Source organism: Methylobacterium sp. J-001 (assembly GCF_022829565.1).
Taxonomy (GTDB): domain Bacteria; phylum Pseudomonadota; class Alphaproteobacteria; order Rhizobiales; family Beijerinckiaceae; genus Methylobacterium.
Genome location: NZ_JAKSYN010000116.1, coordinates 1 through 16,998, shown reverse-complemented (window position 1 = coordinate 16,998; position 16,998 = coordinate 1). Strand labels below are relative to the sequence as shown.

The window sequence follows — 16,998 nt, the reverse complement described above, 5'->3', positions numbered from 1 at the left end:
CCGGCAGATCCAGAGGCGGCATGGCAAGACCGGGCCGTGGGGGAACCGTCGGCCGCGCCCGCTTGCGCGGTGTCGGACCCAGCCACGACCGTACGGCTGTTCGGCTACAGCTTCCACACCGGCACGGCGGCGGCGATCGTCGCCTCAGTGGCGGCGCGGGACGCGGACGGTCCGCGCACGATCGTCACCGCCAATGTCGACCACATCGTCCAGCTCGCCGAGGATGCGGATTTCCGGGGAGCCTATGGGCGCGCCGCGGCCCGGACCCTCGACGGCATGCCCCTGGTCTGGCTCGCCCGGGCGGCGAGCGGCCGGCCGGCCGAACGGATCACCGGCCACGACCTCTTGGCCTGCATCCTGGCCGACCCGCCGCCCTTCGCCCGCCGGGTGTTCTTCGTCGCCGCCCGCCAGGACGCCGCCGACACGTTGACCACGCGCCTCCAGGCAGCCGGCCTCCCGGACGGTGCGGTGGCGAGCGCGGTGCCGCCCTTCGGCTTCGAGGATGACGAAACCTACGGCCGCGCCCTGGCCGACCGGATCCGCGCCCACGGCACCTCCCTGCTGGTGATGGGCGTCGGCGCGCCGAAATCCGAAATCTGGGTCGATCGCCAGGGCCGGGCACTCGGCAGCCCGGTGGTGTTCTGCGTCGGCGATGCCCTTTCGGTGGCGGCGGGCTACGTGCCCAGGGCCCCGTGGCTGATGCAGCGGCTGGGCCTCGAATGGGTCTTCCGGTTCCTCTGCGCGCCGCGGCGGCTGTTTCGCCGCTATTTCATCGAGTCCTGGCGCTTCATTGGCATCGCCGTGCGGGACCGGGTTTCGGGCTGGCGGGATTGAGGAGACTGGTGCTGCGGCCAAACCACAGGTGGGGTCCCATCCACGCCCTGATTTTGAAGTGCGCGCGAAGCGAGCTTCGATAGAGTTCTCGCGTTGGCCCCTCGATTCCTGAAGCTCTCTTTCGTTGCACACTGCGCTTAGGCTTCAGGATGTGAGGTGGTGGTTGAAAGACCGCTCATTCCGTTTCCGAAGAGTTCGGCAGTTCCGAGAGCGATCGCTCATCGGATCATGGCGCGACCGACCAGAACCGCTGGCGATTGAACAGCATGTCGCGACTGCCGACGGTGGGAGCTTCGGGCGGCTTCACGCAATCGGGCTCGCGCGGCCTGGTGACGGCCGCCAGCGCTGCCACCACGGGCGCCGGCCTCAGCCCCAGCCGCGCCTGGATCTCCGGTTGCCGGGCCGCCGCGATGGTCAGCACGGCCGCGATCAGCGCGCCTGCCACAGTTCCGAGGAAGAAATTCAACATCTCTGGCGCGATCCGGGGGTCGGCTTTCCGCGACCACTGTCCCTGGTCTCTGTCCAACCCGGCGGGATCATGGCGGACCGGATGCTCACGCGGCCTTAACACTTGATCTGCGACAGCTACACGCAAGCCTGCCTGTCCGGCAGGTCCGATGACAGGGCTGGACTGCCTATGAACTACGCCGCCAACGCCTATGCCCGGACATCCCGGTCCGCACTGACGCCGCGCGAAGCCGAATCGGCGGTCCTCATCAAGGCGGCCCAGCAGCTGATCGGCGCCAGCCACGCGCTCGCCAGCGGCGACACCAAGCGGCTCAACGAGGCCCTGTCGTTCAACCAGCGCGTCTGGACCATCCTGGCCACCGAGGCGACTGCCGACGAGAACCCGCTGCCGGCCGATATCAAGCAGGGCATCGGCAACCTGGGCGTGTTCGTGCTGCGCAACTGCGTCGATACGATGATCGAACCGACCCCGGAGAAGATCGCCAACCTCGTGGCGATCAACAACGAGATCGCGGCCGGCCTTCAGGGCAATCCGGGCTGAGGCCGGCGCTGCGGCGCGCTCAGGCGGCCGCGCCGGACTCCGCGGGCTTGGCCGCCCGGGCCAAAGCCGCGCTCTCCCACTCGACCAGCTTCCGGCCGAGCTTGATCGCCGGGTAGAAGGTCCCGGCCTCGACGGCCTCGGCGATGGCGGCGATCTGCGCCGCCGCCGCCGGCACCAGGCGAATCAGTTCTGCGGCCTGCTGGAAGAACAGGTCGATGCCCGACGCCGGATCGTCGGCGAGGTAGATCACCGTCAGGGTCAGGTGGATCTGCTTGCAGGCCGTGTCAGCCTCGGTCTCCGTGATGATCTCGCTCTCGCGCAGAAACTTGCACTGCGTCTCGATCAGGAAGGTCGAGCGTCGGTCGCCGTTGCGAATCAGGGCGCCGTTGATGATCAGCCGTTCGAGCGGCTTGAGTTCGAGGCGAAGCGGCATCGCGTGTTCCTTTCTAGAAGACGCGCCGATGTGATTCCGAAGGCGTTAACGTTTCGCCAATGGTTGGTGGCCGCCGGCATCGAGCCCATCGATCAGGACGGGATCGTCACGATGCGCTAAACGTCGACTCTTCGAAGATCCTTCGCAGCGTTCGCGAATCTGCGGCGCCTCAGCCTTCGGAGAATTGCCGATGTCCGCCTCCGCCATCTACCCGTCTCTTCGCGACAAACGCATCCTGGTGACGGGTGGCGCCTCCGGAATCGGTGCAGGATTGGTCGAAGCCTTCGTCGCCCAGGGCGCCCGCGTCGCGTTCTGCGACATTGCCGATGAGCCTGCGCAATCGCTGGTCGCGCGGCTCTCCCCCGGCGCGGCGCACAAGCCGCTCTACCGGCGCTGCGATCTCACCGATGTCGAGGCGGTCCGCGCCCTGGTGGCGGAGGCGGAAACGGCGCTCGGCGGCCTCGACGTGCTGGTCAACAACGCCGGCAACGATGACCGCCACAAGTTCGACGAGGTCACGCCCGCCTACTGGGACGACCGGATGGCGGTGAATCTGCGTCACCTGTTCTTCGCAGCCCAGGCCGCGGTGCCGGCGATGCGCCGGGCCGGCGGCGGCGTGATCCTGAACTTCGGCTCGATCAGCTGGCATCTCGGGCTGAAGGACATGCCGCTCTACCAGACCGCCAAGGCGGCGATCGAGGGCATGACCCGGGTGCTCGCCCGCGACCTCGGCCGCGACGGCATCCGGGTCTCAGCCATCGTGCCCGGCAACGTCCAGACGCCCCGCCAGGAGCGCTGGTACACCCCGGAGGGCGAGGCCGAGATCGTCGCCTCCCAGTGCCTGGACGGCCGGATCCAGCCCTCCGACGTCGCGGCGCTGGTGCTCTTCCTCGCCTCCGACGATGCCCGGATGTGCACCGGGCACAATTACTTCATCGATGCCGGCTGGCGCTGACACGTGAATTGGGTTCAGCCGGCTCCTGCGTGGCCCGCGAGATGCGGCGCAGGAGCCGGCCGTCGATCGCCGCCAGGCCGCCGCCGATCAGGGCCATCCCGAGATAGTGCCGCGGCTCGAGACGCTCGCCCAGCACCAGCGCCCCGAGCAGGATCGCCGAGACCGGGATCAGGAAGGTGACGAGCGAGAGGTTGGTCGCCCCCGCCCGCACCAGGATCCGGAAGTACAGCACGTAGGCCAGCGCCGTGGACAGCGACGCGATGCCGAAGACCGCTCCCCAGACGAGCGCGCTCGGCATCGGCAGGGTCCAGGGCTGGTCGATCGTCAGCGCCACAGGCAGTAACACCAGCGTAGACATCGTGACCTGTCCGGCCGCCAATGCGAGCGGCGGGACGCCCAGACTCAGGGAGCGCCGCCCGAACACGCTCGCGAACGCATAGGACAGGGCAGCACCGAGCACTGCGAGCTGCGCCAAGAAGCTGGCGCTGGGTCCAGCCGACGCCGTTGGCCCGACCATCACGGCGACGCCGCCCAAGCCCACGAGCACCCCCGCGAGCCGGTTGCCGGTCATCCGCTCGTCAATGGTGAGCAGGTGGGCGACGACCACGGTGAAGAGCGGCGTCGTGGCGTTGAGGATGGCGGCGAGGCCGGACGCGATATGGGTTTGCCCCCAGACGATGAGGGAGAAGGGCAGGACATTGTTCAGCAAGCTCATGCCGAGGCAGGCCGTCCAGATCCTGAGTCCGCGGGGCAGGCGTAGCCCGTTCAACGGCAGGACGAGGTTCAGGATCAGCGCGGCGAGCCCGACCCGCAGGACCACCAGGGTGAGGGGGGGCAGCCCGGAGAGCGCGATGCCGGTGAAGAAGAACGAGCCGCCCCACAGGACGGACAGGATGAGCAGCATCGCCCATTCGGGCGCAGACATGGACCGGTTCCCGGCGGGCGACATGGCGGATCTCCAACAGGTTGATCCAAGCCTAGTGTTCCGCTTCTGGGGCGGGCAACCCGTTTCTTGCTGTTGAATTTATCCTTCTCAAGATACCAATTGATCGATTTTTGATCGGATAAGATCGCTCCTCACTTAGAGGCAAAATCATTGATGCGATATTTTGTTATAACGACTAACACGAAGGCCCTTTGACTTCGAACGCGTCATGAAAGACTTGGGCGCAACGAAGGCTTCGGAGAAGCCCGCCGGCCGGCGATGCGTTCTCTGGACTCCACCGCCGAGGGGTGCGCGCGCCTTGGATCGCGAGGAGGGCTCGTCAGCCGGCAGATCACAACGCGCCGATCACGCGGTTTCCAGGCCCACCAGCCGAAAGCAATGCGCCACGATCTTGCGCTGGATCGCGTCTGCCCGCCCTGTCCTGGCGGCGTCGAGGATGACGCCATGAAGGGCGTTGAACAGGAAGACGGCGGTGAAGCGCACATCGTCGATCGCCCAGGCTTTCGCGGCGCCGCCATCGGCGAGCAGCTGCGCCAGGTTGTCGATCAGGACGTTATCGGCCAAACCGTCCTGGGTAGGGGGCGGCACGTCGGTGAAGACGATGTCGTGCAGGCGTACGCATTCGGCGTATACGCTGCCGCAAGTTGTCGCCCAGGCCGCGAGCTTCCCGCTCCAGTCCTCATCCGGCTGTTCTTCGACCGCGGCCTCGATCGCGTCCAGCAATCGCCCGACGAAGCGCCGGCGCAGACCTTCGACCACATCCTCTTTCGAGTCGAAGTGTAGGTAGAAGCTGCCCTTTGCCACGCCCGCCCCGGTCGTGATCTGTTCGATCGTGGTTGAGGCCACGCCCTGATCGAGGAACATGCGCTCCGCCGCGTTCATCAGATCCTCGCGCCGTTCCTCGGGAGGCTTGGTCCTGGACGTGGTCCTGGGCTTGGGCTTGGTTGGCACGCAGCGATCTCATGACGGGCGGGCGTTCGCCCCCTGCCTGACCCGATATCGCCGGGATTGAAAGGGGCTGGGTGTGGTCTGGTAGCGGCAAGGATAACGCCAAGCGGAAGCTGACAAATCGAAATTGACTGACCGCCAGTCATTTTGTTAGGTCTGGTTGCCGCTGCTTTGCACGCGGCCAGTAAACCGCATCCTGGAACACGCCATGGACCGTACAGTTAAGCGCTGCCGCGAAGTCCGGCTCCACGCCTATCCTAACGGAATGATCCAGCCGCGCGATCTCAGCATCGTGGAGACCGCCCTACCCGAAGCCGGCCCGAACGATCTGGTCGTCCGCAATCGCTGGTTCCGCATCTCCATCTCGACTCGGCTGATGGCGAACCCGGATGCGCAGGCCGTCGAGGGCATTCCCTTCCCTGCGCTCAAGCCTGGGGATGCGCTGGCAGACGGCGCCATCGGTGAGGTCGTGGCCTGCCCAACCGGGAGCGGCTTCGCGATCGGCGCGCTCGTTTCGCATCCCCTCGGCTGGCGGGATTATGCCGTCGTCGATGCAGGACGCTGCATGGCGTTGGACCGGGGGCCGATCGAACCGGCGGCCTATCTCGGCCATGGTTGGACGGCCTACGCCGCTCTAACGCGCGGCATCCGGGTTCGGACGGGCGACACGGTCTTCGTGTCGAGCGGCGCTGGAGCGATCGGGTCGATGGCCGGACAGATCGCCCGCAGGCTCGGTGCTTCGCGGGTGATCGGCAGCACAAGCAGTCAGGCGAAGGCCGACTGGATGACGGGCGATCTCGGCTACGACGCCGTGATCCTGCGGGACCGCGGCCTGATCGCGGATCAGCTGAGAGCGGCCGCGCCGGAGGGCGTCGATGTGTTCGTCGACATGGTCGGCGGCGAGCAGCTCGCTGCCGCGGCAGAAGCTGCGAGCGAGGGGGCGCGGTTCGTTCTGCTCGGCGCGCTTACCGCCGAGTTGAATGTCGCGGGCGCCAGCATCGTCGCCCCGGTGCAGCTCGACTCGTTCCAGCTGATCCTGAAGGATGTCACGCTACGCGGATACAGCGCCGACCGGGACCACGCCGAGGCGTTCCCGGACTGGATCGCCTGGCAGCGAAAGGCGGGGCTCCATTTCGCCTGTTCGAAGGTCGCAGGGCTGGAGAATGCGCCCCGCGCCCTGCACGACGCCTGTGAAGGCCGCCTTAAGGGCCTCGTCATGGTAGAGCTATGACGGGCGATCCGTCCGCTCGGTGCCCGTGGCAAAGCCTCGTAGATCAGGCCTTGCTGGCCTCGTAGCGCGCCTTATTCTCGGCGTTCGGCGGGTAGAGGCCCGGAAGCGCCGCGCCCTTACCGACCTCCTCCATGATCCAGCCCTCGAAGCGCTCCTGCTCGGGAGCAAGCTCCACCACGGTGTCGATCAAGGCCGCCGGGATCAGTACGGCGCCGTCCTCGTCCACCACGATCACATCGTCGGGGAACACCGCGACACCGCCGCAGGCGATCGGCTGCTGCCAAGCGACGAAGGTCAGACCGGCCACGGAGGGCGGGGCCGCCGCGCCCTGGCACCAGACCGGCAAGCCGGTGCCCAGGACGCCCGCGACGTCCCGGACGACGCCATCCGTAACCAAGGCGGCGACGCCCTTTTTCGCCATGCGGGCACAGAGGATATCGCCGAAAATGCCGGCATCGGTGACGCCCATCGCATCCACGACCGCGATGCAGCCGGACGGCATCGCCTCGATCGCGGCCCGGGTGGAGGTCGGGGACGACCACGATTCCGGGGTGGCAAGATCCTCGCGCGCCGGGACGAAGCGCAACGTGAAGGCGCGGCCGACGATCCGGGGCTGGCCGGGCCTGAGAGGCCGCGTGCCGCGCAGCCAGACATTGCGCAGCCCCTTCTTCAACAGGATCGTTGTGATCGTGGCGGTGGTGACCTTCGAGAGGGTCTCGACGATCTGGGCGTCGCTCGACATCCGCGTATCCTTCCCGGCTGGGGCGGACGGCGTCGCCCGCTACCGAGCGCTGTACTCGATCGCAATCCGATCGAGTACAGTCCCAAGTTACTGTTCCGCTGCGTTCTTTCAGCAGGGCCGGCTTTGCGGGTTAGACGACGCTCTTCAGCCGGCGATCACCGGGAAACGAAGCCCGTTCAGTCGCAGCTCTCCTTCTTCACGGTCTTGGAATCCCCCATATCGTTTTCCTTGCGCACCGTCTTGGTAACGCAGCCGTCGCCGTGATCGTGAACGGTGACGGACTTCGACTCGGAGGCCGGACGGTCGACCACGACGGCGGGCCGGTCGCGTTCGATCACGGTGGTCTGGGCTTGGGCGGCCGCGCCGAGGCTGAGTAGGGCAGCGGCTGTGAGGAGGGCGGTGCGCATAGGAGAACTCCGGTTCCGATTTCGGTCCCGAGTAACGGCGGCCCCAGCTTGAGCGTTCCGCAATTTCTGGTGGTTGAAACACCGACCTGAGCGGTGAATTCCAGCTCGGCGGACGATGTGCCGGAAAGCGGGCCGAACCCGTAAGCGAACGCGGCTCGGCCCACGCGCCGTTCGGCTTGGAACGCGGCCGGAGCGACGTTGCCAAAAAGCGCGGGATCGCCCCGGTTTCAAGACCGGCGGACTACGTGCCGAGCTTTCCGAACTCTCAACCGCCGGTCATCGGTGGGAAGAACGCAATTTCACGGGCGCCTGCAATCGTCGCGTCCGGCTTCGCATGCGCCCGGTCGATTGCGGCGCGGACCACGCCTGGATCCTCGAACGCGTAGGCATATTCCTCGCCGCGCCCGCGCAGCCAGGTCACCAGATCGGTGACGGTGGCGACCTCCGGCGGCGGGGCCAGCTCCTCCTCGGCGCGGCCGATCCGCTCGCGGACCCAGGCGAAATAGACGAGCTTCATCGTGTCCCCGTGCCAGAAGGGGATCGTCGATCGCGTCCATAGAGCATCGTCATGGTCCGAATGCCGGAAGCCGGCGCTCGGGATGATGCTCTAACGCGGGTCGTCGATCACGTGCTTGATCCCGGCTCTCATGTAGTCCCAGCCGGTCCAAATCGTGAGGGCGGCGGCAAGCCACAGTAGAGCAAGGCCGATCGGCTCGGTGCCGGGCAGAACTCGCTCGCCCGCCGGACCGGCCACCAGGAAGCCGATGGCAACGAGCTGCACCGTCGTCTTCCACTTGGCGATTTTGCTGACCGGCACGCCGACCTTCAGCTCGGCAAGGTATTCGCGCAGGCCGGACACCAGCACCTCCCGGCACAGGATCACGATCGCCGCCCAGATCGACGAGCCTACGATGGTATGATCGGCCGTCAGCATCAGCAGGCAGGCCGAGACCAGCAACTTGTCCGCGATCGGGTCAAGCATCCGGCCGAGGGCAGAGCTCTGATGGTAGGTCCGCGCGACATACCCGTCGAGGTAATCGGTGATCGCCGCCACGACGAAGACACCCAGGGCTGTCCAACGCGCGGTGTGCGAGTCGGGCCAGAACAGCAACGCGACCATCACCGGCACCGCGACGAGGCGCCCGTAGGTCAGGCAATTCGCGAGCGTCCAGGCCGGCGACCGGCGTCGAGGAAGGACGGCGTTCATGGCCGGGGTGAAATCAGAGCTTGGCCCGTGCGTCAACGTCTCGACCGCGGGCACGGCCGTGACGGCGTGATCCTCAGGCGCCGGCATGGAAGAAATCGTAGACCGCGCGGGCGGTCGCGGCATTCACCCCGGGAGTCTTGGCCAAGTCCTCGAAGGCGGCGCGCTCGATCGCCTTCACGGTTCCGAAATGGTGGAGTAGCGCGCGCTTTCGGCTGGGCCCGATGCCGGCGATCTCGTCCAAGGGATTCTTGATCATCTCACGCTTGCGCTTGGCCCTGTGGCTGCCGATGGCGAAGCGGTGGGCTTCGTCGCGCAGCCGCTGCACGAAGTAGAGGGTCGGGTCGCGCGGTGGAAGCTTGAACGGCGGCCGGCCCGGCACGAAAAACGTCTCACGACCGGCATCGCGGTCGCGGCCCTTCGCGATGCCGATCAACGAAACCCCCGACACGCCGATCTCGTCCAGCGCCGTGCGGGCAGCGTCGAGCTGACCCTTGCCGCCGTCGATGAGCACCAGATCCGGCCAAGCGGGAAACGCCTCACCCTCCTCGGCCGGGGCGGGAATCGGCTCCTGCGCGTCGCCCTCTGCGCTTGCCGCGGCAGCCTCGCGCTCCGTGCGCGGCGCTTCCTTGACGAGGCGCTTGAAGCGCCGCTGAAGGACCTCACGCATCATGCCGTAATCGTCCCCCGGGGTGAGTTCCTCCGACTTGATGTTGAACGTGCGGTAATGCGTCTTCATGAACCCCGTCGGGCCAGCGACGATCATACCCCCCACCGCGTTCGTGCCCATGATGTGCGAATTGTCGTAAACCTCAATGCGTCGCGGGGTCCGGTCCATGCCGAAAGCCTGGCCCAGGGCCGTCAGCAGCTTGCCCTGCGACGCCGTGTCGGCCAGCCGCCGGGCCAGCGCCTCCTTGGCATTGCGTTGGGCGTATTCGACGAGATTCTTGCGCTCGCTGCGGCTCGGTTTGTGGATCTCGACCCGGTAGTCGACGCGGCTCGACAGGGCGGCGGCGACCAGCTCGGCGTCCTCGATCGGGTGGCTGGTCAGGACCGTGCGGGGCGCGGGCTTGTCGTCGTAGAACTGGCTGATGAACGAGCCGAGCACCTCCTCCGGGGTCATCGACCGATCGGCCTTCGGGAAGTAGGCGCGGTTGCCCCAGTTCTGGAAATTTCGGAAGAAGAACACCTCGATGCAGAACTGCCCGGCCTGCTCGTCGAGGGCGAACACGTCGGCCTCTTCCACGCCCTGGGTGTTGACGCCCTGCACCCCCTGGATCGCCGACAGCGCCGCGATCCGGTCGCGATACCGGGCGGCGCGCTCGAACTCCATCGCTTCGGACGCTTCCTGCATCTCGGTGCGCATCCGATCTTTGACGGCGTTGGACTTGCCCGCCAGGAACGCCCGCGCGGCATCCGCCATCGCGGCGTAATCGTTGGTCCCGATCTCGCCCGTGCAGGGGCCGGAGCAGCGCTTGATCTGGAACAGCAGGCACGGCCGGCTGCGGTTCTCGTAATAGCTGTCGGTGCAGGTGCGCAGCAGGAAGGCCCGCTGCAGGGCGTTCACCGTGCGGTTGACCGCCCAGACGCTGGCGAAGGGACCGTAATAATTGCCCTTCCGACGCCGTGCGCCCCGGTGCTTCACGATCTGCGGCGCCGGGCCGTCGGCGGTGACCAGGATGTAGGGAAAGGACTTGTCGTCCCGCATCAGCACGTTGAAACGGGGCTTGAGCTGCTTGATCAGGTTGGCTTCGAGGAGCAGCGCCTCGGTCTCGGTGGCGGTGGTGACGAACTCCATCGCCGCCGTCTGGGAGATCATCCGGGCGATACGGTTCGAATGCGCCTGGCCCCGTGCGTAGGAGCCGACGCGCGCCTTCAGATTCTTAGCCTTGCCGACATAGAGGACGTCGCCGCGATGATCGAACATCCGGTAGACGCCGGGCGAGTTCGGCAGCGTCGACCAGAAGCGACGGATCACTTCGGTGCCGGCTTGAACCGCCCCCGGATCGAAATCGAAATCGATCTCCGGCGAATCCTCGGCGGGCAGCGCAGCCTCGACCTCGCCGGCGTTCTCGTCACGCTCGGCGTCGCGGCCGTCGTCGAACGTGTCGGGGGGCAGGTCTGAGAGGGCTCTGCGGTTCATACCGCAGATCTAAGCGTTCCTGGCCCCGAGCGGCACCGGGTCGTCCGACAAAATTGCCGCGCCGAACCCGCCTGGCCGAATCAGTCGAACAGCGAATCGATGTCGTTCTGGTCGACGTGTCCCGGATCGTCGTCGAGCTTCGGCCCGTTGAGCAGGCTGCTCTCGTCGTCCAGCGCGGTCGGGACCGGCATGACGGTGATGAGATCGCGGAAGCTGTCCAGCTGCGTCCAGGCCGTGATCAGCCGATCGAGGTGCTCCTCGATGAACTTCATCACGCCGACGATCTTGTTGATCCGCTGGCCGGTCAGATCCTGGAAGTTGCAGGCCTCGTAGGCCGAGATCACCCGCTCCTGGATGATATCGACGTGCTGCTTCATGCCCGGCGGCAGATTCGCCGTGTACAGCATGCCGGCATTCGTCTCGATCTCTTCGACCGCGTTGAGCAACTGCGTCGTGGCGCGTTCGGTCGATTCGACCACGGCGTCGAGCTCGTCCGCTGCCCGGCGCATGCCCTTGCCGCTATTCTCCGAGCGATGGAGCGTCGCCAGCTCGGACTTGGTCCGGGTGATCGCCTCCTTCATCAAATCGAGTTCGGAGCGCATCGCCAGAGCGTCATGCAACTCGCGCCGGCACGTCTCGATCGTCTCATCCGCGCTCATCTGGGTGATGCGGCGCAGGTCAAGGATCGCGTTCAGGATCTGGTCCAGCCGCTCATTCGAAACGTCCGGACCCGGTGCTGCGGGCAAAACCCCGGGAAGCCCGAGGCTGTCTTCAATGCGATAGCGCTTCTGGGTCATCGTCGGGGCGTGAGCCTTAAGGATCGTTGGTGGCGACTCTCTATCACAATCGGTTAGCGGACTGTGACTGCCAAGCTCGTCTGTCGCAAAATCGTATGCACTGGGGGCATTTGACCTATCAGAGGTTGCGGAGCCCCCGGCTTTACTAACGATTCACGCTAACCCAGCGTCGTCGGCGCATGTGATCGGCATCGGACGTGATTCACCACGTTGATTCACGGGAATGGCCGGTTGTCGGTGGATCTTACGCGAATCGGGGTCTGAATCCTCGAGGGAGCGTTCGACGATGCGTGGTCCGGTCCGTCTCAGTCTGTGTACGGCTCTCGTGGCGGGTCTGCTCTGTGGCCCCGCCGCGGCACAACAGGCACGCTACGCCGAAGACGGTGGCTATGGCGGCGGCCTGATCGAATATCTCATGACCGGCCAAGCCAGGGGAGGGGGCCGCGGCTGGCCGCAGCGCGCGACAGCTCCGCAGCGGGTGGCCGCATATTCCGGTGACCTGCTGCCGGCCGAGCCGGAGCCGATCCAGGCCGCCCCGCTGCAACAGGTCTATGGACTGGGGCAGGCGGATCCAACCCGCATCGCCCAGGAGGTCGGTCCGGAATACCGTCGCCAGGAGGTCGCGTTTGCCGGGCCGCAACGGCCCGGAACCATTGTGATCGATACCTCCGCCAAGCACCTCTATCTCGTGCAGCCCGGTCAGCGGGCGCTACGCTACGGGATCGGCGTTGGCCGTCCGGGTTTTGCCTGGAGCGGCCTCAAGACAGTCAGCCGCAAAGCCGAATGGCCTGATTGGACGCCGCCGGCGGAGATGCTCGCCCGCCGCCCTGACTTGCCACGGCATATGGCCGGCGGCCCGGCCAATCCTCTGGGGGCGCGCGCCCTCTATCTCGGCTCCTCGCTCTACCGCATCCATGGGACCAACGAGCCGGGGACGATCGGCCAATCGGTATCCTCGGGGTGCATCCGGATGATGAACGAGGATGTGGTGGACCTCTACGACCGCGTACCGGTCGGAACCCGCGTCGAGGTCCTTTGAAAACCGGTTCGACGGGCCTGTTTCACCCTCAATCTCGTCGCGGATGGACTTGCACGGCGTGAACCGTGGCGGCGTTTTTTTGACGCCACCAATCATAGCCGCCTTGGCCCGCAGGCCACGGATCGTTTTCCGCCCTCCGGTATTCCGTCGCAGCCGGGCCGCTCAGGGTACTCCGATACACAGCCGTCTTTGCACGAGATGACCGGTAACGGAGGGCCTGTTTCTGGAGGCCGGTTGCTATGGATTTGCCGGTGTCTTGTGCCTTGATCGATGGCCTGCATGAGGTCTAAAATCGATAAGCGGAAGTAGAATATTGAGTTAGTTTGATTATAAACTGGAATGACTGGAACGCATCGGAACCCGAGCGGCACCGTGTAACGGGCCGGTGTCCCGCGCCGCCACGAGGCAGACGATGCTGCAGGCGCTGAGCCGGTCAGCTGTCGGCTATATCGGCGTGCATCTCGCCGCATCCCTATCCGGCATGCGGCCGTTGGCGCCGTTTTTCTGCCTGTACATGACCTTTGGCGCGACGCTGGGCTTCCTGTCTGGGGGAGCACCGCTGATCCTACGGGTCCGGGGCCTGGAACTGGCCGAGGTGGGCCTGCTGCAGCTCATCAACCTGCCGGTGGGGCTGACCTTCCTCTGGGCCGCAGCCCTCGACCGGATCCGCCTGCCGTACCTCGATCACCGGATCGGCTGGATCGTCGCGGCGCAGAGCATGACGGTGCTGCTGCTCGGGATCCTGAGTTTCGGCGAGCAATGGCCTTTAGCGGCGCTGCTCCTGCTGGCGGTCGCGGCTTGTGCCTGCGTCGCCACAATGGACATCGCGCTGGAAGCTCTGGTCGTGGAGACCGTGCCGGCGGAGCGGCGCGCCTTCGTCGCATCGGCCAAGCTCTGCGGCGCGTCCCTGGGCGGCATCCTGGGCGTTGGGGTTCTGGTCGGATCCTACGATTGGCTGGGATGGCGCGTGGCGGTCCTCGCCTGTGCGGCCCTCGACGCGCTGTGCCTTCTCCCGATCCTCGCTTACCCGGAGGCGCGACTGCGCGGGGTCGGTGGGGCACCGGAGAGATGGTCGGGGTCGTTCGCGCGCTTGCGAGCCCTCGCAACCCGCATTCTGGTGCTCGGTGCCTATTTCGCGGCCGCCTATCTTCTGTCGGGACCGAACACCTTGGCCCTGCTCGACCTCGGCGTCTCGCTCGCGCAGGTCGGCTTCCTGACCGGAACCGTCCTGCCGGCGGTCAATTTGGTCATGGCGCTGGTCGCGGGCGGCCTCGCTGCGCGTTTCGGCACGGTGCGGCTGATTGCCAGCGGGGCATTCGGCGTCCTCGTTTCCGGTGGCCTGATGGCGGCAGCCTGCGCTGCCGGCGCGATCGAACTCGCGGTCGCCGCAACCATCCTCAACTTCGTCTGCGGCGGGATCCTGGGCGTGCCCGTGTTCAACATGATTTACCGTTGGGCGCAGGGGCCGAGGCCGGCCACGGACTACGCGCTGCTGTTCGGCGCAGCCTTCTTCGCAGCGATGCCTCTGCGGGTTGCCGCCCCGGCGCTGGCCGGATGGGTTGGCTGGCCGAGCTATTTCGGGGCGACGCTGCCGTTCTACGCGGCGGCGGTAGCGTGGCTGGTGATCGCGGTGGATCGGACCCTGCGTGCCGATGAAGGGCGTCCGCGATGATCGCTGAGGTCGCCGCGCGCGTTCCCGATTCGCTGGCGGCCTACCGGGGCGGCGTCGCCGTCGGTCCAGGAGATGCCTCGGCATTGCCCGTAGCGAGACTGCGCGATCCGTCGGTGTTCGATGCGACGCTGTCGGCCTTCGGGGCCGGGTACGGGCCGGTCGACCGCCGCGTCCTCGTCTCCTACTGGAGCCAGTTCTATCTGGCTGCGCTCGCCACGCCGGCTTTGACCGCCCTGGTGTTCCTCGGGCGCCCCCTGCCGCTCGCCTTCGATACGACACGTCTCGAACTCGACGCCGCCGGACGCCCCGTCCGTCTGCTGGTGCCGGCGGATATGCCGGACTGCCGGTCCGGGTGCGCGTTCGGACTCGCTGGGCTGGTCGAGGATCATCTGCGCCCCTTCGTTGAGATGTGTCACGCCCGGTGCGGGATCGCCCCCCGGGTCCTCTGGGGCAACGCCGCGGTGATTCTCGACTACGTCGCCGGGGAATTGGGTTGCGGGGACGAGAGGGCTTGCGCGGCCGGTGCCATGCGGCTCGGATGGCGCGGCGCGCTCGCCTGCGGTAGGAACCCTCTCGCCCAGGCTCTGTGTGCGGACGCATCGGGCTGCCGGCGGCGGCGGGCCTGCTGCCTGCGTCATCGCCTTCCGGGCGTTCCATCGTGCGGGGCGCTCTGCCCCATCGAATGCGCCAAGGATCGCTGATCCGCTCCCATGCTGAAGGCTTTTCTCGCCTATTACCGGCCGCATCGGGCTCTATTCCTGATGGATTTCGGCTGCGCCGTGCTCTCCGGCCTGCTGGAACTGGGCTTTCCCATCGCGGTGAAAACCTTCGTCGACCGGCTCCTGCCGCAGCAGGATTGGGGCCTGATCGTGCTGGCGGCCTGTGGCCTCGCCCTGGTCTACGTGGCCAATGCCGGCTTGATGGTGGTGGTGACCTATTGGGGCCATGTGCTCGGCATCAACATCGAGACCACGATGCGGGCTCGCGCGTTCGACCACCTGCAGAAGCTGTCGTTTCGGTTTTACGACGGCCAGAAGACCGGCCACCTCGTCGCCCGGGTGACCAAGGATCTCGAGGAGATCGGCGAGGTCGCCCACCATGGGCCCGAGGATCTGTTCATCGCCGTGATGACGCTCATCGGCGCCTTCGCGCTGATGGTTTGGGTCCATCCGACGCTTGCGCTGATCACCGGCGCGATCCTGCCGGTGATCGCCTTCGTGAGCCTGCGCTACGGCGGGCGTCTGACCCGCAACTGGCAGACTCAGTACGGCCGGGTCGGCGCGTTCAACGCCCGCATCGAGGAGAATGTCGGCGGGATGCGGGTCGTCCAAGCCTTCGCCAACGAGCAGCACGAGCGCACCCTGTTCGCTCGCGACAATGCCCGCTATCGCGACACCAAGCTCGAAGCCTATCGGCTGATGGCGGCCAGCCTGTCGATCAACTACCTCGGCCTACGTCTGGTCCAGATCGCGGTATTGCTCGGCGGCGCAGCTTTCGTGGTCCGGGGCGACCTCACGGCCGGCGGCTTCGTCGGCTTCCTCCTGCTGGTTGGCGTGTTCTACCGCCCGCTCGAGAAGATCAGCGCGGTGATCGAGACCTACCCCAAGGGTGTCGCAGGCTTTCGCCGCTACCAGGAATTGCTCGCCACTGCGCCCGACATCGTTGACCGTCCGGATGCGATCGAGACACGAACCCTACGCGGCGACATTCGCTTCGAGGGGGTGAGGTTCGGCTATGATCGCGGCCGGCCGATCCTCGCCGGCCTCGACTTGGCGATCGCGGCCGGGGAAACGGTCGCGTTCGTCGGTCCGTCGGGCGTCGGTAAGACGACGCTCTGCGCATTGCTGCCCCGCTTCTATGAAGTCGAAGCAGGCCGGGTGACGATCGACGGCATCGACGTGCGTGCCCTCAGCCTCTCGGCGCTGCGGCGGCAGATCGGCATCGTTCAACAGGACGTGTTCCTGTTCGCCGGCACGATCCGCGAGAACATCGCCTATGGCCGTCTCGATGCGACCGAGGCCGAGATCGATCAGGCTGCCCGGCGTGCCCGGCTCGGGGAGCTGATCGACAGCTTGCCTGAGGGGCTCGATACGGTGGTGGGCGAGCGCGGCGTGCGTCTGTCCGGTGGTCAGAAGCAGCGCATCGCCATCGCACGCGTGTTCCTCAAGAACCCGCCGATCCTGATCCTCGACGAGGCCACCTCCGCCCTCGACACGCAGACCGAGCGCGAGATCCAACAGGCGCTCACCGACCTCGCCCGGGGGCGCACCACCCTAATCATCGCCCATAGGCTCGCGACCATCCGCGACGCCGACCGCATCGTCGTCCTGGGCGAGGACGGTATCGTGGAGCAGGGGCGACACGCAGCGCTGCTCGATGCCGACGGTGTCTACCGCCGCCTGCACGCCGCACAATTCGGTTCGACCGGTCAGGATGAGGTTTCCGCGACCGCAGCAGAGTGAGGCGCAGCCCGAACGTCCTTCTCCGGCATTGTCCCGCTAGTGGATTGAATCCAACGTTTGATGCCCCCGTGCTGCGGCCGCGATGATGGTGTCTGGGTCGGCTTTCCAGCGGAAGGGGGTCGGGTCGAGGTTATGTTCGGCGAGGTAGCGGTTGATGGCTGCCTGTAGATCGACGA

Annotated in this window: 18 protein-coding genes and 1 pseudogene; 8 read left to right on the top strand and 11 right to left on the bottom strand. The window is 66.6% G+C overall.

Going from position 1 to position 16,998, the window contains the following annotated elements:
* Positions 1-69: 69 nt before the first annotated feature.
* A complete protein-coding gene (locus tag MKK65_RS13630) occupies positions 70-834 on the top strand; it encodes a WecB/TagA/CpsF family glycosyltransferase (protein WP_243958238.1) in 765 nt (254 codons plus the stop codon).
* A 226-nt stretch (positions 835-1,060) separates the two neighbouring features.
* Here MKK65_RS13630 and MKK65_RS13625 read toward each other — a convergent pair whose 3' ends face one another.
* Complete coding sequence (locus MKK65_RS13625) at positions 1,061-1,303, bottom strand: hypothetical protein (protein ID WP_058194753.1); 243 nt, start codon at positions 1,301-1,303, stop codon at positions 1,061-1,063.
* A gap of 168 nt (positions 1,304-1,471) precedes the next feature.
* Between MKK65_RS13625 and flaF the strand changes: the two genes are divergently transcribed.
* Positions 1,472-1,843, top strand: coding sequence for a flagellar biosynthesis regulator FlaF (gene flaF, locus MKK65_RS13620; protein WP_058194752.1), 372 nt, complete (start codon positions 1,472-1,474; stop codon positions 1,841-1,843).
* 19 nt (positions 1,844-1,862) lie between these two features.
* Here the strand turns inward: flaF and MKK65_RS13615 are convergent, their stop codons facing one another.
* The gene (locus tag MKK65_RS13615) at positions 1,863-2,276 is read right to left on the bottom strand and encodes a flagellar biosynthesis repressor FlbT (protein ID WP_243958236.1); all 414 of its coding nucleotides are present in this window, start codon (positions 2,274-2,276) and stop codon (positions 1,863-1,865) included.
* Between the two features lie 190 nt (positions 2,277-2,466).
* On the opposite strand from MKK65_RS13615, the gene MKK65_RS13610 reads away from it, so the two are divergent.
* A complete protein-coding gene (locus MKK65_RS13610; RefSeq protein ID WP_243958234.1) occupies positions 2,467-3,231 on the top strand; it encodes an SDR family NAD(P)-dependent oxidoreductase in 765 nt (254 codons plus the stop codon).
* On the opposite strand, the gene MKK65_RS13605 is transcribed toward MKK65_RS13610, so the two are convergent.
* Together MKK65_RS13605 and MKK65_RS13600 are read right to left on the bottom strand one after the other, a co-directional pair.
* A complete protein-coding gene (locus MKK65_RS13605) occupies positions 3,209-4,180 on the bottom strand; it encodes a DMT family transporter (RefSeq protein ID WP_243958232.1) in 972 nt (323 codons plus the stop codon). The two genes, MKK65_RS13610 and MKK65_RS13605, sit on opposite strands and share 23 nt — an antisense overlap.
* A 342-nt stretch (positions 4,181-4,522) precedes the next feature.
* Positions 4,523-5,059, bottom strand: coding sequence for a TetR/AcrR family transcriptional regulator (locus MKK65_RS13600; protein WP_243958229.1), 537 nt, complete (start codon positions 5,057-5,059; stop codon positions 4,523-4,525).
* A gap of 274 nt (positions 5,060-5,333) precedes the next feature.
* On the opposite strand from MKK65_RS13600, the gene MKK65_RS13595 reads away from it, so the two are divergent.
* On the top strand, positions 5,334-6,356 hold the full coding sequence (locus tag MKK65_RS13595; protein WP_243958227.1) for an MDR family NADP-dependent oxidoreductase: 1,023 nt from the start codon (positions 5,334-5,336) through the stop codon (positions 6,354-6,356).
* 43 nt (positions 6,357-6,399) lie between these two features.
* On the opposite strand, the gene MKK65_RS13590 is transcribed toward MKK65_RS13595, so the two are convergent.
* From MKK65_RS13590 to MKK65_RS13565, 6 genes are all read right to left on the bottom strand, one after another.
* The gene (locus tag MKK65_RS13590; protein WP_058194747.1) at positions 6,400-7,098 is read right to left on the bottom strand and encodes a ribonuclease activity regulator RraA; all 699 of its coding nucleotides are present in this window, start codon (positions 7,096-7,098) and stop codon (positions 6,400-6,402) included.
* Between the two features lie 176 nt (positions 7,099-7,274).
* Positions 7,275-7,505, bottom strand: coding sequence for a hypothetical protein (locus MKK65_RS13585; RefSeq protein ID WP_058194746.1), 231 nt, complete (start codon positions 7,503-7,505; stop codon positions 7,275-7,277).
* A gap of 265 nt (positions 7,506-7,770) precedes the next feature.
* Positions 7,771-8,022: a molybdopterin converting factor subunit 1 gene (gene moaD / locus MKK65_RS13580; RefSeq protein ID WP_058194745.1), complete on the bottom strand. Its 252-nt coding sequence runs from the start codon at positions 8,020-8,022 to the stop codon at positions 7,771-7,773.
* A 90-nt stretch (positions 8,023-8,112) separates the two neighbouring features.
* A complete protein-coding gene (gene pgsA, locus MKK65_RS13575; RefSeq protein ID WP_201025828.1) occupies positions 8,113-8,712 on the bottom strand; it encodes a CDP-diacylglycerol--glycerol-3-phosphate 3-phosphatidyltransferase in 600 nt (199 codons plus the stop codon).
* Positions 8,713-8,785: 73 nt separating this feature from the next.
* Complete coding sequence (uvrC, locus tag MKK65_RS13570) at positions 8,786-10,852, bottom strand: excinuclease ABC subunit UvrC (RefSeq protein ID WP_243958225.1); 2,067 nt, start codon at positions 10,850-10,852, stop codon at positions 8,786-8,788.
* 80 nt (positions 10,853-10,932) lie between these two features.
* On the bottom strand, positions 10,933-11,649 hold the full coding sequence (locus MKK65_RS13565; RefSeq protein ID WP_058194742.1) for a protein phosphatase CheZ: 717 nt from the start codon (positions 11,647-11,649) through the stop codon (positions 10,933-10,935).
* A gap of 286 nt (positions 11,650-11,935) precedes the next feature.
* Between MKK65_RS13565 and MKK65_RS13560 the strand changes: the two genes are divergently transcribed.
* The 4 genes from MKK65_RS13560 to MKK65_RS13545 all read left to right on the top strand — a co-directional run bounded on the left by MKK65_RS13560 (position 11,936) and on the right by MKK65_RS13545 (position 16,822).
* On the top strand, positions 11,936-12,688 hold the full coding sequence (locus MKK65_RS13560; protein ID WP_058194741.1) for a L,D-transpeptidase: 753 nt from the start codon (positions 11,936-11,938) through the stop codon (positions 12,686-12,688).
* Positions 12,689-13,100: 412 nt separating this feature from the next.
* The gene (locus MKK65_RS13555; RefSeq protein ID WP_243958223.1) at positions 13,101-14,360 is read left to right on the top strand and encodes an MFS transporter; all 1,260 of its coding nucleotides are present in this window, start codon (positions 13,101-13,103) and stop codon (positions 14,358-14,360) included.
* Complete coding sequence (fhuF, locus tag MKK65_RS13550; protein ID WP_243958221.1) at positions 14,357-15,061, top strand: siderophore-iron reductase FhuF; 705 nt, start codon at positions 14,357-14,359, stop codon at positions 15,059-15,061. The genes MKK65_RS13555 and fhuF overlap by 4 nt, the downstream gene beginning before the upstream one ends.
* A gap of 9 nt (positions 15,062-15,070) precedes the next feature.
* Positions 15,071-16,822, top strand: a complete 1,752-nt coding sequence (locus tag MKK65_RS13545) for an ABC transporter ATP-binding protein (protein ID WP_243958219.1) — start codon at positions 15,071-15,073, stop codon at positions 16,820-16,822.
* A 36-nt stretch (positions 16,823-16,858) separates the two neighbouring features.
* Here the strand turns inward: MKK65_RS13545 and MKK65_RS13540 are convergent.
* A pseudogene (locus MKK65_RS13540) lies at positions 16,859-16,998 on the bottom strand (IS630 family transposase); the annotation flags it as partial.

Bases quoted from the DNA above. Each gene is read 5' to 3' on its own strand.
- MKK65_RS13590 (WP_058194747.1), bottom strand. From the start codon at position 7,098: ATGTCGAGCGACGCCCAGATCGTCGAGACCCTCTCGAAGGTCACCACC.
- MKK65_RS13565 (WP_058194742.1), bottom strand. From the start codon at position 11,649: ATGACCCAGAAGCGCTATCGCATTGAAGACAGCCTCGGGCTTCCCGGG.
- fhuF (WP_243958221.1), top strand. From the start codon at position 14,357: ATGATCGCTGAGGTCGCCGCGCGCGTTCCCGATTCGCTGGCGGCCTAC.
- MKK65_RS13610 (WP_243958234.1), top strand. From the start codon at position 2,467: ATGTCCGCCTCCGCCATCTACCCGTCTCTTCGCGACAAACGCATCCTG.
- MKK65_RS13600 (WP_243958229.1), bottom strand. From the start codon at position 5,059: ATGAACGCGGCGGAGCGCATGTTCCTCGATCAGGGCGTGGCCTCAACC.
- MKK65_RS13595 (WP_243958227.1), top strand. From the start codon at position 5,334: ATGGACCGTACAGTTAAGCGCTGCCGCGAAGTCCGGCTCCACGCCTAT.
- MKK65_RS13545 (WP_243958219.1), top strand. From the start codon at position 15,071: ATGCTGAAGGCTTTTCTCGCCTATTACCGGCCGCATCGGGCTCTATTC.
- flaF (WP_058194752.1), top strand. From the start codon at position 1,472: ATGAACTACGCCGCCAACGCCTATGCCCGGACATCCCGGTCCGCACTG.
- MKK65_RS13605 (WP_243958232.1), bottom strand. From the start codon at position 4,180: ATGTCGCCCGCCGGGAACCGGTCCATGTCTGCGCCCGAATGGGCGATG.
- MKK65_RS13625 (WP_058194753.1), bottom strand. From the start codon at position 1,303: ATGTTGAATTTCTTCCTCGGAACTGTGGCAGGCGCGCTGATCGCGGCC.
- moaD (WP_058194745.1), bottom strand. From the start codon at position 8,022: ATGAAGCTCGTCTATTTCGCCTGGGTCCGCGAGCGGATCGGCCGCGCC.
- MKK65_RS13555 (WP_243958223.1), top strand. From the start codon at position 13,101: ATGCTGCAGGCGCTGAGCCGGTCAGCTGTCGGCTATATCGGCGTGCAT.
- uvrC (WP_243958225.1), bottom strand. From the start codon at position 10,852: ATGAACCGCAGAGCCCTCTCAGACCTGCCCCCCGACACGTTCGACGAC.
- MKK65_RS13615 (WP_243958236.1), bottom strand. From the start codon at position 2,276: ATGCCGCTTCGCCTCGAACTCAAGCCGCTCGAACGGCTGATCATCAAC.
- MKK65_RS13585 (WP_058194746.1), bottom strand. From the start codon at position 7,505: ATGCGCACCGCCCTCCTCACAGCCGCTGCCCTACTCAGCCTCGGCGCG.
- MKK65_RS13560 (WP_058194741.1), top strand. From the start codon at position 11,936: ATGCGTGGTCCGGTCCGTCTCAGTCTGTGTACGGCTCTCGTGGCGGGT.
- pgsA (WP_201025828.1), bottom strand. From the start codon at position 8,712: ATGAACGCCGTCCTTCCTCGACGCCGGTCGCCGGCCTGGACGCTCGCG.